Genomic DNA, 14,978 nt, shown 5'->3' with positions numbered 1-14,978 from the left:
GGGGCGGACACGGGCGGAGTGGTTCCGCCGCGCGCCCGGCCCGGCACGCAGAGGATGTACGTGACGACACAGGAAGCGAGTGCCCCAGTGAGCACCCCGGAGAACCCCACAAACGACGAGTTCCCGGTCGACGACGCGGTGGCCGAGTCCACCGACTCCGTCGAGGACTCCGCGACCGACGATTCCGTCGCCGCGGCATCCGGTGACGACGCGACCGGTTCCGCCGATGCCGACGAGGCACCCGCCGACGCTGCCACCGATGCCGCGGCGACCGACGAAGAAGCAGTAGCCGACGAAGAAGCGGTAGCCGACGAAGCCGCGCCGATCGACGAAGAGCCCGCCGACCCCGTCGCCGAGATGAAGAAGGCACTGCGTCGCGCACCGGGCGACTGGTATGTCATCCACTCCTACGCCGGCTACGAGAACAAGGTGAAGGCCAACCTCGAGACCCGTGTGCAGAACCTCGATCTCGAGGACTACATCTTCCAGGTCGAGGTGCCGACCGAAGAGGTCACCGAGATCAAGAACGGTCAGCGCAAGCACGTCAACCGCAAGGTGCTGCCCGGCTACATCCTGGTTCGGATGGATCTCAACGACGAGTCGTGGGGCGCGGTCCGTAATACGCCAGGCGTCACCGGTTTCGTCGGCGCTACCTCGCGTCCCTCCCCGCTGACCATCGACGACGTGGTGAAGTTCCTCGTCCCGGCCAGCCAGCAGCAGAAGAAGCCCGCGGCCGCCACGAACGGCGATGGCGCCACCGAGACCGCGCCCAAGCCGGTCATCGAGGTCGATTTCGAGGTCGGCGAGTCGGTGACCGTGATGGACGGTCCGTTCGCGACGTTGCCCGCCAGCATCTCCGAGGTCAACGCCGAGCAGCAGAAGCTCAAGGTGCTCGTGTCGATCTTCGGTCGCGAGACTCCGGTCGAGTTGGCGTTCACCCAGGTCTCGAAGATCTAGGCCGTTCGAGCCGCTCCAACGACTTGCAAAGAGCAAGGAAAACCAGACCCTAGGAAAGAAAGATGCCCCCCAAGAAGAAGAAGCTCGCCGGGATCATCAAGTTGCAGATCCAGGCCGGTCAGGCGAACCCGGCTCCGCCGGTGGGTCCCGCGCTCGGTCAGCACGGCGTCAACATCATGGAGTTCTGCAAGGCGTACAACGCCGCGACCGAGTCGCAGCGTGGCAACGTCATTCCGGTCGAGATCTCGGTGTACGAGGACCGGTCGTTCGACTTCAAGCTGAAGACCCCGCCCGCCGCCAAGCTGCTGCTGAAAGCCGCTGGCGTGCAGAAGGGTTCGGCGGAGCCGCACCGCGACAAGGTCGCGAAGGTCACCTGGGATCAGGTCAAGGAGATCGCCAAGACCAAGCAGGAAGATCTCAACGCCAACGACATCGATCAGGCGGCGAAGATCATCGCGGGCACCGCGCGCTCGATGGGTATCACCGTCGAGGCCTGAGCTGCCGCGCAACGAGCAGTGACCCAGGTGGGAGGGCCGGCCAGGCCCGAAAACCACATCTGAACCAACGAACGAGGACAGACAAACATGGCAAAACGAAGCAAGGCGTATCTCGCCGCGGCCGAGAAGGTCGACCGCGATCGGCTGTACTCGCCGCTGTCGGCGACGCGGCTGGCCAAGGACACTTCCAGCACCAAGACCGACGCGACCGTCGAGGTCGCGGTGCGGCTGGGCGTTGACCCCCGCAAGGCCGACCAGATGGTGCGCGGCACCGTCAACCTGCCGCACGGCACCGGTAAGACCGCGCGTGTCATCGTGTTCGCCGCCGGTGAGAAGGCCGCCGAGGCCGAGGCCGCGGGCGCGGATGTCGTTGGCGCCGAGGATCTGATCGAGCGCATCCAGGGCGGCTGGCTGGATTTCGACGCCGCGATCGCCACCCCGGACCAGATGGCCAAGGTCGGCCGGATCGCGCGTGTCCTCGGACCGCGTGGCCTGATGCCTAACCCGAAGACGGGCACGGTCACCACCGATGTGACCAAGGCCGTCGCGGACATCAAGGGCGGCAAGATCAATTTCCGCGTCGACAAGCAGGCCAACCTGCACTTCGTCATCGGCAAGGCCTCGTTCGACGACGCCAAGCTGGTGGAGAACTACGGCGCGGCGCTGGATGAGATCCTGCGTGTGAAGCCTTCGACGGCCAAGGGCCGCTACGTGAAGAAGGTGACGGTCTCGACGAACACCGGACCGGGCATCCCGGTGGACCCGAACCGCACCCGCAACCTCTTGGACGAGGACGCGTAAGCAGTACCTGGGTAAGTACGAACCACCGAACGGCGGGGACGCGAACAGCGTCCCCGCCGTTCGGCTTTCACACACATGGTGTGCTCGTCCGTGCGTCCGTGCGTCCGTGCGTCCGTGCGTCCGTGCGTCCGTGCGTCCGTGCGTCCGTGCGTCCGTGCGTCCGTGCGTCCGTGCGTCCGTGCTCGGACTATTACGGGGAGGCACGGCGTTGGTCCCGAGGTGACGACCGTCTTGCTGATCTCGGGGAGCACCAGGGCTGCCTCGACCAACTCCGCCGCACTACGGACCGTCGGGATACTCGCGCCCCCCGGTATCGAGGTCGAGCACTACGACGGGTTGGTCGATCTGCCCGCTTTCATCCCCGGTGAAGACAACCTACCCGCTGCGGTTATCGCCTTGCGTGAACGGCTTTCGTGGGCAGACGCCGTGCTGTTGTGCACTCCGGAGTACGCGGGAACCCTGCCGGGCAGCCTGAAGAACTTGTTGGACTGGACGGTGGGCACCGGCGACCTCTACGGCAAGCCGGCCGCGTGGATCACCGTCGCGGCGCCGGGACGTGGCGAGGGCGCAATCGCGACGCTGTCGATGGTGCTCGGGTATGTCGGCGCGGAGGTCGATCGCGAAAATTGTCCTCGACTTCCCGTGCCGCGCGATGGCATCGGCGACGACGGGCTCGTGACATCGACGGAGTTTCGAACCGGTGCCCTTGCGGCATTGAATAAGCTTGTGCGGCAGTCGGTTCGGGTCGTCGGTTGAGGAGAACCCGCTCGGTCGCGGCGGCAGGCTCGCCTACTCGGCGGCGCTGTGCCAAGCTCGCGGCGAGCGAGGAATTCACGTCCACGGCGTTCGTTCGTCGACCGTATTCGCCGGCGCGGCGATGCGGTTCTCGCGGGCCGATGTCGCGGTAGTCCGCTTCCGGGTGATCGCGCTGCGGACCAGCGGGGGGCCGTTTTGGTGCGCGGTACCGGTCCAAGTTATAGTGGTCATCAGTCATCGACTTGTTCGATCGCTACCCAATCCGTTCTACCGAAGACCGTTGGTCGCCGTTCCTCTAGGGGTTCGGTCGAAGGTCCGGCACAATGCCGGCGGCCCACGCAGGGAGAGCCGAGGTCGGGATGCGATTCGGGTTATCCCGAATTGTCTCTTGTGCGCCCCGGAACGCCCTGCGTCCGGGGCGTCAGTCTTTTCGCCAGCCTCCTGTCGGTAGTCCGTTTATGAACCGACATCAGAGAGGAGGCGAAGCATGGCAAAACCCGAGAAGGTCACCGCGGTGGAAGAGATCGCGGAGCAGTTCAAGAGCTCGACGGCCACTGTGATCACGGAATACCGTGGTCTTTCCGTCGGTAACCTGACCCAGCTGCGACGCGCGCTCGGCGCCGACGCCACGTACTCCGTCGCCAAGAACACCCTGGTCAAGCGTGCTGCCGCCGAGGCGGGCGTGGAGGGCCTCGACGAGCTGTTCGTCGGTCCCACCGCGATCACCTTCGTCAGTGGCGAGCCGGTGAACGCGGCCAAGGCGCTCAAGACGTTCGCGAAGGACCACAAGTCCCTCGTGATCAAGGGCGGCTACATGGACGGTGCGCCGCTGTCCGTTTCCGAGGTCGAGCGCATTGCCGACCTCGAGTCGCGTGAGGTGCTGCTTGCCAAGCTGGCCGGCGCGATGAAGGGCAACCTGAGCAAGGCTGCCGCGCTGTTCAACGCGCCCGCTTCCCAGGTGGCCCGCCTCGCCGCGGCGCTGCAGGAAAAGAAGCAGGCCGAATCCGGTAGCGAAGCTGCCGCGGAATAACCCCATGCGGGGCAATCGCGTGCGGCTCGCCCCCATAGCCAACACCTACCGAAAGGAACAACATCATGGCCAACGTTGACGAACTGCTGGAGACCTTCGGCAGCATGACCCTGCTCGAGCTGTCGGACTTCGTCAAGAAGTTCGAGGACAAGTTCGAGGTCACCGCCGCTGCTCCGGTCGCCGTCGCCGCCGCGGGTGGCGCTGCCGCTCCGGCCGAGGCCGCCGAAGAGCAGGACGAGTTCGATGTCGTGCTCGAGAGCGCGGGCGACAAGAAGATCCAGGTCATCAAGGTGGTCCGCGAGCTGGTGTCGGGCCTGGGCCTGAAGGAAGCCAAGGACCTGGTCGAGGGTGCCCCGAAGCCGATCCTGGAGAAGATCGCCAAGGACGCCGCCGAGGCCGCCAAGACCAAGCTCGAAGAGGCTGGCGCCAAGGTTTCGGTCAAGTAATTTCGACGACCGAGTTCGTGCGACGGACGGTTCCCCGTGGGGGACCGTCCGTTTCGCTGTTCAGGGCAGTCGGATAGTGGTATTTCCCAAGAAATCGGGGTTACCGTTCGGTCAGATAAAGGTGTGCCCCGTCTCGATCATGGGATACAGTGACCGAACCCACTGTGATGCGATTTGCGGCAAGACCGAGTGCGCGAGGAGCCGGTGGGTTGCTCGCTGAGAAATGTGGAGGTTGGCGTGGGCGTCGAGGTCAGGACCGAGGGTGTAACCAAGTCCTTTGGTTCACAGCGTATTTGGCAAGACGTTTCACTGACCTTGCCGCCGGGAGAGGTCAGCGCACTGCTCGGTCCTTCGGGTACGGGTAAATCCGTCTTCTTGAAGTCGTTGATCGGTCTGTTGCGCCCGGAGCGGGGCGCGATCTATGTCGACGGCACCAACATTGTCACGTGCTCCAACAAGGATCTCTACGAGATCCGCAAGCTGTTCGGTGTGCTGTTTCAGGATGGCGCGCTGTTCGGCTCGATGAACCTCTTCGATAATGTGGCGTTCCCACTGCGCGAGCACACGAAGAAGTCGGAATCCGATATCCGCAAGATCGTCATGGAGAAGCTGGACCTGACGGGTCTGCTCGGCGCCGAAGACAAGCTCCCCGGCGAGATCTCCGGCGGTATGCGTAAACGTGCGGGACTTGCGCGCGCCCTGGTTCTCGACCCACAAATCATTCTCGTCGACGAGCCGGACTCCGGCCTCGACCCGGTACGTACCTCCTACATCAGCCAGTTGTTGATCGATATCAACGCGCAGATCGACGCGACGATCTTGATCGTGACGCACAACATCAACCTGGCGCGCACCGTGCCCGACAACATCGGCATGCTCTTCCGTCGGCAGCTGGTGATGTTCGGCCCGCGCGAGGTGCTGCTCACCAGCGAGGAGCCGGTGGTCAAGCAGTTCCTCAACGGCAGCATGCAGGGCCCGATCGGCATGTCCGAGGAGAAGGACGAAGCGCAGGCGGCGCGCGAGCAGGCGATGTTCGAAGCTGGTCACCACGACGGTAGTGGTCAGGAAATCGAGGGCATCATTCCGCAGATGCGGGCCACCCCGGGAATGCCGTACCGCCAGGCCGTCGCTCGTCGCAAGGAACGCGTCCGCGAGACCATGCACACCCTGCCGCACGCCGCGCAGGTCGCGATCCGCGAATCACTCGCCGAAAACGACGACACGCAGGTCTTGGCTTATAACAATGCCGACTTGGCCAGTTACGAAGGCGGCGCGTACGACACGACGGTTAGACACAACACAACTAACGGGTAACATCTGCATCCGTGACCCAAACCCTGGCGCGGATACGCACTCCACTGGAGTCGGCTTTTGCCCAGGCAGGCAACATATTTGCGCTGTTCGTCGACGTTTTGCGTAAAGCTTTCCGTCCGCCGTTCGAATGGCGAGAGTTCATCCAGCAAACCTGGTTCATCGCAAGTGTGTCGATCCTGCCAAGCGCATTGGTCGCGATCCCGTTCGGCGCGGTTGTCGCGTTGCAAACCGGTTCGCTGATCAAGCAACTCGGAGCTGAATCCTTCACGGGCGCAACAAGTGTGCTCGCTACCGTCCAGCAAGCGGCGCCGGTGGTGACCTCGTTGATCATCGCCGGTGCGGCGGGGTCGGCGGTCGCCGCCGATCTCGGCTCACGCACCATCCGTGAGGAGATCGACGCGCTCGAGGTGCTCGGCGTCGATCCGATTCAGAAGCTGGTTGTTCCGCGCGTGCTCGGCATGACGCTGGTGGCGCTGCTGCTCAACGGCCTTGTCTCCGTGGTGGGTATCGCGGGCGGGTACTTCTTCAATGTGCTGTTGCAGGGCGGAACGCCAGGCGCCTATCTCTCGTCGTTCTCCGCGTTGGCCCAGCTCCCGGACCTGTGGGTGGGTGAGCTGAAGGCGCTCGTGTTCGGTCTGATCGCCGGGGTTATCGCCGCCTACAAGGGTTTGCATCCCAAAGGCGGCCCGAAGGGTGTCGGCGAAGCGGTGAACCAGTCGGTGGTGATCACGTTCCTGGTCCTGTTCTTTGTGAATCTCGTGATGACGCTGGTGTATCTGCAGGTCGTCCCAGCCAAGGGTGCGTGAGTCGATGGCAACCTCCTATCGCAACCCGCTGGTGGCGAAGACCCTGCGCAGAGCGAACGACGTCGCCCGGGTTCCGGTGCGCGTCGTCGACCGCGCGGGCGAGCAAATGTTGTTCTATTCGCGTGCGATCGCATGGATTCCGCGTACCGCCGTGCACTACCGCAAGGAGGTCACCCGGCTGCTCGCCGAGGTGACCTTCGGTAGCGGTGCGCTTGCTGTGATCGGTGGCACGATCGGCGTGATCATCTTCATGTCCGGCTCGGTCGGTGTCGTCGTCGGCTTGCAGGGCTTCAAAGCGCTCGACTCGCTGGGTAGTTCGGTGCTCACCGGCTTCCTCACCGCCTACATCAACACCCGCGAGATCGCGCCACTGGTTGCCGCGCTGGCGTTGTCGGCGACGGTGGGGTGTGGTTTCACCGCGCAGTTGGGTGCGATGCGAATCTCCGAGGAGATCGACGCGCTGGAAGTGATGGCTGTGCCGGGGATCCCGTTCCTGGTGACCACGCGGGTTATCGCCGGATTCGTCGCGGTGATTCCGCTGTACGTGGTGGGTCTGCTCGGCACCTTCGTCGCCTCGCGCCTGATCAGTATCTGGTTCAACGGGCAATCCAGCGGGTCCTACGACCACTATTTCAGCCTGTTCCTACCACCCGAGGACGTGCTCTATTCGTTCCTCAAGGTGTTGATCTTCGCGTTCGTGATCATCATGGTGCATTGCTATTACGGGTTCACCGCCACCGGCGGTCCCGCTGGCGTCGGACTCGCCGTCGGTCGCGCGGTGCGCGCGGCGATCGTGCTGGTGAACGTGCTCGATTTCTTCCTCAGCCTGGCGATTTGGGGCACCTCGACCACCGTGCGAGTGGCGGGATGAGCGGGCGGGGCGAGGCACTGTCATGAGCCGTGGAGTGCAGTTGTGGCGCTCGACCGAAAAGGCGCGAATCCGAGTGATGGGGATCGTTTTCTTCGTGGTCGCCGCCTTGTTTCTGTGGTCGACCATCGCGATCTACAACAAGCAGTTCGTCAAGACCGTCGACGTGGATCTGATTACCGACAGCGTGGGCAACTCGTTGACCCGCAACGCCGATGTGAAGGTGCGCGGCGTCCCGGTGGGTGAGGTGCGTTCGAGTTCCTCGCAGGACGGGCGGGTAACCCTGCATTTGGCGATTCAACCGGACAAGGCCGACCAGATTCCGTCGAACGCCACCGCGCGGTTGCTCCCCAAGACGCTGTTCGGTGAACGGTATGTGGCGCTGATGATCCCGCGGGATCGGGTCGACACCTCGCTCACCAACGGTGTGACGCTGTATCAGGACACCAGCGGCAACGCGATCGAAGTGAGCAGGCTGCTCGATGACGTGCTGCCGTTGCTGCAGGCGATTCCGCCGCAGGATCTCGCCGCGACGCTGGGGGCGTTGTCGCAGGCGCTATCGGGCCGTGGTGAGGCGCTCGGTGCGAGTATCGACAAGTTGGACAGGATCTTTCACGAGGTCAACGGCGTGATGCCGGACCTACAAGAGGACCTACGCAGCTTCGCCGATGTGGCGGCCACCTATTCCGAGGCCGCGCCGCAGTTGATCGAGGCCTTCGACAACCTCCGCACCACCAACGCGACGATCGTGCAGCGCAAAACCGACATCGACGCGTTGTACGCGGTGCTCACACCCACCGCCTCGAGTACGGCCGATTTCCTCACGGCCAACCGGGACAACATCATCGATATCGCCGCCGACTCGCGGCCCGCGCTGGAACTGCTCGCGACCTACTCGCCCAGTTATGCCTGCGCGTTGGCGAACTTCGCGAAGATGAAGCCGCGGATCGATGAACTGTTCGGCAAGGGCACCGACCGGCCCGGTACCAGGGTGAATATCGAACTGACCAACACCCGCGGCAGGTATCTGCCCAACCAGGACGAGCCGCGCTTTCTGGATACCAGGGGGCCGTGGTGTGTTCCCGAGGCGCCGTTGGGTGTCGACCCCGGCCAGTATCCCGGTGGTTCCATCAACGACGGCTCCTACCAGCCACCCACCCGCAATCCCGGTGATCAGGAGATCGGCAAGCTGAGCCCGCCGCAGTTCGGCGTGTACCCGGCGGGTGCGGTCGCGACCATCGCGGGGTCGCCGGCGGAGCAGCAATCGCTCGGCGCGATCTACGGTGCGGCACAGGGGATCTCGCCGGGAGAGGTGCCCGGATGGGTCACCATGGCCGGTGCGCCCGCGTTTCGCGGCAGCGAGGTGAGCGTGCGATGAGAAAGTACTTCGACGGTCTCGGCTCGACGCTGACCAAACTGGTGATCTTCGTGGTCGTCACGCTGTTCCTCACGACGATGCTCGGCCTTTCCATTGCCAACTACAGCGGCGGAGGCACGAGTTTCCGCGCCCGCTTCACCGACGTCACCTCGCTGAACAAGGGTGACGAGATACGCGTCGCCGGTGTGCGGATCGGCAAGGTGACCGAGGTGTCGATCGTGGACAAGCGGATGGCCGAGGTGGAATTCGAGCTGACCGACCGCGATTGGCTGCCCGCCTCGACCACGGCGACGATCAAATACCGAAACCTGGTCGGCCAGCGCTACATCGCCTTGGAGCAGGGCAGCGGCGAGCAGGGGCTGCGACTGAACAAGGGTGACACCATCCCGGTGGAGCAGACACATCCCGCGCTGAACCTCACCACTCTGTTCAACGGTTTCCGTCCGTTGTTCCGCACGCTCAGCGCCGACGATGTGAACAAGCTCTCGGCCGAGATCATCCAGGTGTTCCAGGGTGAGCAGGGCACGATCCACGACCTGGTGTCCACCACCGCCGACCTGACCAACAGGGTGGCCGACAAGGATGCGGTGATCGGTGAACTGGTGCGCAACCTCACCAGCGTGCTCGACACGGTCAACAAGCGCTCGGACCAGTTCGACCAGCTCATCGTGAACACCGAGGCGTTGGTCAGTGGGTTGTCCCAGGACCGCGACACCATCGGACGTTCGGTGAGTTCGCTGGCCGACCTGACCTCGGCCACCGCCGATCTGCTCGTGCCGACTCGGCCGACCCTGCAGGGTTCGATCGCCGGGTTGAGCCAGTTGACCGGCACCCTCGTCGACCGTTCGGACGAGGTGAACCAGACGTTGCAGAACCTGCCGAACAAGATGGAGAAGCTCGGCAGGGCAGGTAGTTACGGCTCCTGGTTCCAGTTCTACCTGTGCGGTATCGATCTCGTGGCAGGGCCGGGTGCGCAGGACGCACCGCAGCTCAACCTCCCCGCCGCGCTGCCGACGATCAATCAGCCGCTCTACACCAACCCCGCCCCGCGGTGCAGTGGGAAGGCGCGCTGATGAACGACAGGGTTTTGCTCGGCAAGCGCAGTCCGCAGTTTCTCGGGGCGCTCGGTCTGGCCATCGTGCTGCTGGTGACGGTGTCGGCGTTCTTCGTCGATCGTCTCCCGATCATCGGTGCGAGCACCAAGTACACCGCCGAATTTTCTGAGGCCGCAGGGCTGAAGAAGGCCGACGAGGTGCGTATCGCGGGTGTCAAGGTGGGCGCGGTTTCCGACGTGCGCCTCGAAGGAAACAAGGTGCTGGTGGATTTCCGCACCAAGGACGCGTGGATCGGCGACGACACCACCGCGTCGATCCAGATCAAGACCGTGCTGGGCAAGAAGTATCTTGCGCTCGATCCGAAGGGCAGCGACCCCGCCGATCCCGGTCAGCGGATTCCGTTGTCGCACACCGTTGCCCCTTACGACGTCATCGACGCGTTCTCGGATGCGGCACGGACCATCGACGACATCGACACCACGCAGTTGGCCGACAGCATGCGGGTGCTCTCGGAGGCGTTCGAGACGACCCCGCCGGAGATCCGTGCCTCGATCGACGGAGTCGCGCGGCTGTCGAACACCGTGGCCAAGCGGGACCAGGAATTGAAGAAGTTGTTCGCCGCGACCAAACAGACCACCAAGGTGCTCGCCGACCGGAATGCCGAGTTCGAGCGGTTGCTCAGCTCCGGAGGTCAGCTGTTGGCGGAGCTGAACATTCGCCAGCAGTCGATCAAGCAGTTGTTGACGGGAGCTCAGACGGTCTCGCGTGAGTTGAGCGCACTGGTACACGACAACGAGGAACAGATGGGGCCCGCGTTGACCAACCTGCGCGGCGCGATCGACCTGCTCAACCAGAACCAGCAGAACATTTCCAGGACGCTCGAGTTGGCGGCGCCCTTCTATGGCCTCTACGCGAATGTGACCGGTAACGGTCGTTGGTTCGACGCGGTGATCACCAACCTGATCCCGCCCGCGTTGCCGGAGATTCCCGGTAATCGGCCACCCTCGCGCACCATGGGAGGTAACTGACATGGCGCGCTTCGGATTCGGGCGTAAGAAGAACAACGAGCCGACAGGTTCGGATCTGCCGAACGAGCGGACCGAGGCCGATCTGCCGAACGCCTCGGCAGCTGCGCGGCCACCGGACGAGCAGTCCGGTGCCGACCCATCGAACGAGCCGACCGAGCAATTCGAGCAGATCGACGCCGAGCGGACCGATGCCGATCCATCGAACGAGCCGACCGAGCAGTTCGAGCACGTCGATGCGGAGGCGCCCGAGCAGTCCGGCGATCAGGAACCCGACGAGCACGGCTTCGCGCCGTTGCGCTGGAATCGGATCACCAAGATCTTTGTCTCCCTGGTGGTGATCGGTGCCGTCGTGGTGGCCGGAGTGCTCTGGTGGGTCTTCGATCGACTCAACACCACGACGATCACCGCGTACTTCGATCGTTCGGTCGGCATTTACCAGGGCTCGGACGTGCGCGTGCTCGGTGTTCCGGTCGGTTCGGTCGATTCGGTGCAGCCGCTGGGTGACCAGGTCAAGGTGGTGCTGAGTCTGGACCGTAGTTACGACGTGCCCGCCGACGCGCGCGCCGTGCAGATCACGCCCTCGATCGTGTCCGACCGCTACATCCAGCTCACCCCGGTCTACAACGGCGGCGAGAAGATGGCGCGCACCGCGACGATCCCGCGCGAGCGCACCGCCACGCCGGTGGAGGTCGACCAGCTGTACGCCAGCATCACCGACCTGTCGAAGGCGTTGGGCCCCAATGGCGCCAATGCCGACGGTGCCGTCAACGACCTGGTGCGTACCGGTGCGGCGAACCTCGCCGGCAACGGAGAAGCGTTGGCCAACAGCTTGACTCAGCTGTCGAAGGCGACGAGATACCTCTCCGATAGTCGCGGCGACATCTTCGACACGGTGAAGAACCTGCAAACGTTCGTGAGCATGTTGGCGCGCAACGATCAGCAGGTGCGCGACTTCAACACCCAGCTCGCCGATCTGTCGAGCTTCCTCGCCGGTGAACGGCAGAACCTTGGCGCGGCGCTGAATCTGCTGTCGGTGGCGCTGGGCGATGTCGCGCGATTCATCGATCAGAACCGCAGCCTGGTAGCCCAAAACGCCAACAGTCTCGTCACGTTGACCCAGACGCTCGCCGATCAGCGCGATGATCTTGCCGCCGCGCTTCCGGTGCTGCCCGTCGCGCTGAGCAACCTGATCAATATCCACAACGCCGAGTCGGGAACGCTGGACATGCGGCCCAACTTCACCGACTTGCAAGACCCGTTCGGTGTGGTGTGCAAGTTGCTGGATGTGTCGAAATTGCGGCCGGGGGACCCGCAATTCGAGGCACTCGGCAAGCAGATGCGGCCGGTGCTCGATCACTGCAAGGAGATCACCGACCAGCTCACCGCCGGCGTGCAAACCCCGACGTTGGTCCTGCCCTTCGGCATCCTCAGTGGTGAGAACCAGCAGCAGGCCCCGGTTCCTGGAACGGTGCCCGGCACGCCGTCCAACCAGCTGCCGCCGTCGCAGGAAGGGCAACGATGAGAGTGCGAATCCCCTCGTTCACCCGCCGCGTCGGCGCCGCGCTCGCGGTGGCGTTGACCGGTGCGCTGATCAGCTCGTGTGCTTCCGACGGCATCTACAGCGTCCCGCTCCCCGGTGGTGCGAACGTCGGTTCGCAACCGCTGCACGTCGATATCGAGTTCGACGATGTGCTCGATCTGGTGCCGCAGTCGGCGGTGAAGGTCGACGGTGTTCCGGTCGGTCGGGTGGATTCGATCGGGCTCGGCGCGGACAAATGGACCGCGCAGGTGCGCACCCTGGTGAATTCCTCGGTGCAACTGCCCGCCAACGCGCGCGCGGAGGTGCGGCAGTCGAATCTGCTCGGCGAGAAGTTCATCGAGCTGTCCAGGCCGACCTCCGAACCCGAGCAGGGCAAGCTCGCCAACGGTTCGGTGATCCCGCTGAGCCGAAGCAGGCACGCCACCGAGGTGGAGCAGGTGCTCGGCGCGTTGTCGTTATTGCTCAACGGCGGTGGCGTCGCGCAGCTGCAGCCGATCATCTCGGAGCTGAACAAGACCCTCGGTGGTCGGGAGGATCGCACGCGTTCGCTGTTGGAGCAGGCCGATACCCTCGTCAAGGGCCTCGACGACCAGGTCGACGACATCACGAGGTCGATCGATGGCCTGGCGACGTTGAGCGCGCGGGTGAGTGGGCAGACCGAACAGATCGGCAAGATCCTGGATGAACTGCCGCAAGGCATCAGGATCTTGCAGCAGCAGCGTCCGCAGCTGATCGGCTTGCTCGCCCAGCTCGATCGCGTTGGTCAGGCGGGCTTCGATGTGCTCAACACCTCGAAGGACGACCTGATTCGCGACCTGACCGCACTGCGCCCGACCTTGCAGGAATTGGGAAGGGCCGCACCGGATCTGGTGACGGCGGCGCCGCTGATCCCCACCTATCCGTTCCCGGATGCCGTGTTGGAGAGTGCCTTCGGTGGGCAGGTGAACACCTGGTTGACGGCGGATCTGGAGATCGGTACCACGCTGAGCAATCTCGGTGTCGGCAAACCGGATCCGACCTACATTCCGCCGGTCGGTCCGCCCGTGCCGGTGAATCCGACCAACCCGTACTACAACGGCAACGGCCCGAGGCCGGGATGGCCGACGGTGTCGCTGCTGCCGCTGCCGTCTTCGGTCTTGCCGTTGCCCGCGCCGCCACCGGCGCAGGGTGGCCCGTCGGATCCGCTGGGTGGGGTTCTCGAACAGTTCGGGATCGATATCACGCCGCAACAAGAGGGTGGTGGGCGATGAGCCGGCTGGTTCGATGGCAGCTGATCGCGTTCGTCCTGGTGGCGGTGCTCGGCGTGGTGTACGTGGGCGCCAAGTACATTCGCCTCGATCACCTGCTCGGCTTCAACCAGTACACGGTGAAGGTGCAGTCCGCCCAGACCGGCGGTGTGTACAAGGGTGCCGAGGTGAGCTACCGCGGTGTGCCGGTCGGGCGAGTGGGAGCTCCCGAGCTCACCGACGACGGTGTGGTGTTGAACCTGGTGATCGACAACAGCGCGCCGCGCATTCCCGCCTCGGCGAAGGCCGTGGTCGCCAACCGATCGGCGATCGGTGAGCAGTACGTCGACCTCCAACCCGACAGCGACCAGGGCCCGTTCCTGAGTGAGAACTCGGTGATCCCCTCGGCGACGACGCCGGTGCCGGTGGAGGAATTACTCGGCAGCGTCGACACTTTCACCCGTTCGGTCGACGTGCAGGCGCTCAACACCACGGTGGTGGAGCTGGGCAAGGCGCTCGACGGCAAGGGTGACGATCTGCAGGTCTTCATCGACTCGCTGAACCTGTTCACCGATACCTTCGACAAGACACTGCCGGAAACCATTCGACTGATCCGTGACGCCAGGGTCGCCCTGGGCACGCAGGCCGAACAGTCCGACGCCATCCTGCAATTCAGTGCCGGTCTGAACCAGTTGACCGCCCAATTGCGTTCCAGCGACCCGGATGTTCGCCGTTTGATCGGCACGGGGAACGAGGCCGGTCAGCAGATCGGCGCGCTGTTGGACGAGAGCGGCGCGCCGCTGACCCAGGATCTGACGAACCTGCGCGCGGTATTGCAGGCGGCGTCACCGAAGTTCTACGCGCTGCGGCCGCTGTTGCAGATGCTGCCTGGGCTTTCGGTGGGTGCCTCCTCGACCGCTCCCGGCGACGGGACCACGCACTTCGGTCTCGTGCTGGAAACCAACAACCCGCCCCCCTGTACGGTCGGCTACGAGGGGACACAGCAGATTCTCGACCAGATGAAGGCGCAGAACCCGGATTTCGACGACACGCGCGACGACTTCCCGTTCAACAAAGACGCCAAATGTACTGTGCCGTTCGGTAATCCGACCTCGGTGCGCGGCGGTGCGCGTGCGGATCTCGCCGATCCCACCGTCGTGCAGCCGTGGGACTCCACCCCCAAAACCGATCCGGACAAGTTGAACCTGAATCCGATCGCCGTACAGATGGCCACCCTGCTCGGGGTTACGCCGAAGCGGTGACCAGGACCGACGAC

General features: G+C 64.2%; 15 protein-coding genes. All 15 read left to right on the top strand.

Annotated elements, in window-relative coordinates:
* Positions 1-87 precede the first annotated feature (87 nt).
* Positions 88-957 (top strand): transcription termination/antitermination protein NusG, encoded by an 870-nt coding sequence (nusG, locus tag ABEA50_RS03380; protein ID WP_345494634.1) that lies wholly within the window; start codon positions 88-90, stop codon positions 955-957.
* A 62-nt stretch (positions 958-1,019) separates the two neighbouring features.
* Positions 1,020-1,454: a 50S ribosomal protein L11 gene (rplK, locus tag ABEA50_RS03375; protein WP_345493506.1), complete on the top strand. Its 435-nt coding sequence runs from the start codon at positions 1,020-1,022 to the stop codon at positions 1,452-1,454.
* Positions 1,455-1,541: 87 nt separating this feature from the next.
* Positions 1,542-2,255: a 50S ribosomal protein L1 gene (gene rplA / locus ABEA50_RS03370; protein WP_345493505.1), complete on the top strand. Its 714-nt coding sequence runs from the start codon at positions 1,542-1,544 to the stop codon at positions 2,253-2,255.
* A 219-nt stretch (positions 2,256-2,474) separates the two neighbouring features.
* Entirely contained in the window at positions 2,475-3,011 is a 537-nt protein-coding gene (locus tag ABEA50_RS03365; RefSeq protein WP_345493504.1) for an NADPH-dependent FMN reductase, read from the top strand.
* A 487-nt stretch (positions 3,012-3,498) separates the two neighbouring features.
* The gene (gene rplJ, locus ABEA50_RS03360; protein ID WP_345493503.1) at positions 3,499-4,041 is read left to right on the top strand and encodes a 50S ribosomal protein L10; all 543 of its coding nucleotides are present in this window, start codon (positions 3,499-3,501) and stop codon (positions 4,039-4,041) included.
* Positions 4,042-4,106: 65 nt separating this feature from the next.
* Positions 4,107-4,487, top strand: coding sequence for a 50S ribosomal protein L7/L12 (rplL, locus tag ABEA50_RS03355; protein WP_345493501.1), 381 nt, complete (start codon positions 4,107-4,109; stop codon positions 4,485-4,487).
* A 237-nt stretch (positions 4,488-4,724) separates the two neighbouring features.
* Positions 4,725-5,801 (top strand): ABC transporter ATP-binding protein, encoded by a 1,077-nt coding sequence (locus tag ABEA50_RS03350; protein WP_345494633.1) that lies wholly within the window; start codon positions 4,725-4,727, stop codon positions 5,799-5,801.
* An 11-nt stretch (positions 5,802-5,812) separates the two neighbouring features.
* Complete coding sequence (locus ABEA50_RS03345; RefSeq protein ID WP_345493500.1) at positions 5,813-6,607, top strand: MlaE family ABC transporter permease; 795 nt, start codon at positions 5,813-5,815, stop codon at positions 6,605-6,607.
* Positions 6,608-6,611: 4 nt separating this feature from the next.
* Positions 6,612-7,478, top strand: coding sequence for an MlaE family ABC transporter permease (locus tag ABEA50_RS03340; protein WP_345493499.1), 867 nt, complete (start codon positions 6,612-6,614; stop codon positions 7,476-7,478).
* Positions 7,479-7,500: 22 nt separating this feature from the next.
* Positions 7,501-8,853, top strand: a complete 1,353-nt coding sequence (locus tag ABEA50_RS03335) for an MCE family protein (protein ID WP_345493498.1) — start codon at positions 7,501-7,503, stop codon at positions 8,851-8,853.
* Positions 8,850-9,926 (top strand): MCE family protein, encoded by a 1,077-nt coding sequence (locus ABEA50_RS03330; RefSeq protein WP_345493497.1) that lies wholly within the window; start codon positions 8,850-8,852, stop codon positions 9,924-9,926. Before ABEA50_RS03335 ends, ABEA50_RS03330 begins: the two co-directional genes overlap by 4 nt.
* Positions 9,926-10,936 carry an MCE family protein gene (locus tag ABEA50_RS03325; RefSeq protein WP_345493496.1) on the top strand — a complete coding sequence of 337 codons (1,011 nt, stop codon included), beginning with the start codon at positions 9,926-9,928 and terminating at the stop codon, positions 10,934-10,936. Before ABEA50_RS03330 ends, ABEA50_RS03325 begins: the two co-directional genes overlap by 1 nt.
* Position 10,937: 1 nt before the next feature.
* A complete protein-coding gene (locus ABEA50_RS03320) occupies positions 10,938-12,458 on the top strand; it encodes an MCE family protein (RefSeq protein WP_345493495.1) in 1,521 nt (506 codons plus the stop codon).
* Entirely contained in the window at positions 12,455-13,726 is a 1,272-nt protein-coding gene (locus ABEA50_RS03315; protein WP_345493493.1) for an MCE family protein, read from the top strand. Before ABEA50_RS03320 ends, ABEA50_RS03315 begins: the two co-directional genes overlap by 4 nt.
* Entirely contained in the window at positions 13,723-14,964 is a 1,242-nt protein-coding gene (locus ABEA50_RS03310) for an MCE family protein (RefSeq protein ID WP_345493492.1), read from the top strand. Before ABEA50_RS03315 ends, ABEA50_RS03310 begins: the two co-directional genes overlap by 4 nt.
* The last annotated feature ends 14 nt before the right edge of the window (positions 14,965-14,978 follow it).

Source organism: Nocardia callitridis, assembly GCF_039543305.1.
Taxonomy (GTDB): domain Bacteria; phylum Actinomycetota; class Actinomycetes; order Mycobacteriales; family Mycobacteriaceae; genus Nocardia; species Nocardia callitridis.
The sequence above is the reverse complement of the archived record's forward strand: the minus strand, read 5'-3'. Positions and strand labels throughout refer to the sequence as shown.

Excerpts from the sequence above, each read along its gene's own strand:
- rplK (WP_345493506.1), top strand. The coding sequence starts at position 1,020 with ATGCCCCCCAAGAAGAAGAAGCTCGCCGGGATCATCAAGTTGCAGATC.
- rplA (WP_345493505.1), top strand. The coding sequence starts at position 1,542 with ATGGCAAAACGAAGCAAGGCGTATCTCGCCGCGGCCGAGAAGGTCGAC.
- rplJ (WP_345493503.1), top strand. The coding sequence starts at position 3,499 with ATGGCAAAACCCGAGAAGGTCACCGCGGTGGAAGAGATCGCGGAGCAG.
- rplL (WP_345493501.1), top strand. The coding sequence starts at position 4,107 with ATGGCCAACGTTGACGAACTGCTGGAGACCTTCGGCAGCATGACCCTG.
- ABEA50_RS03340 (WP_345493499.1), top strand. The coding sequence starts at position 6,612 with ATGGCAACCTCCTATCGCAACCCGCTGGTGGCGAAGACCCTGCGCAGA.
- ABEA50_RS03335 (WP_345493498.1), top strand. The coding sequence starts at position 7,501 with ATGAGCCGTGGAGTGCAGTTGTGGCGCTCGACCGAAAAGGCGCGAATC.
- ABEA50_RS03330 (WP_345493497.1), top strand. The coding sequence starts at position 8,850 with ATGAGAAAGTACTTCGACGGTCTCGGCTCGACGCTGACCAAACTGGTG.
- ABEA50_RS03325 (WP_345493496.1), top strand. The coding sequence starts at position 9,926 with ATGAACGACAGGGTTTTGCTCGGCAAGCGCAGTCCGCAGTTTCTCGGG.
- ABEA50_RS03320 (WP_345493495.1), top strand. The coding sequence starts at position 10,938 with ATGGCGCGCTTCGGATTCGGGCGTAAGAAGAACAACGAGCCGACAGGT.
- ABEA50_RS03315 (WP_345493493.1), top strand. The coding sequence starts at position 12,455 with ATGAGAGTGCGAATCCCCTCGTTCACCCGCCGCGTCGGCGCCGCGCTC.
- ABEA50_RS03310 (WP_345493492.1), top strand. The coding sequence starts at position 13,723 with ATGAGCCGGCTGGTTCGATGGCAGCTGATCGCGTTCGTCCTGGTGGCG.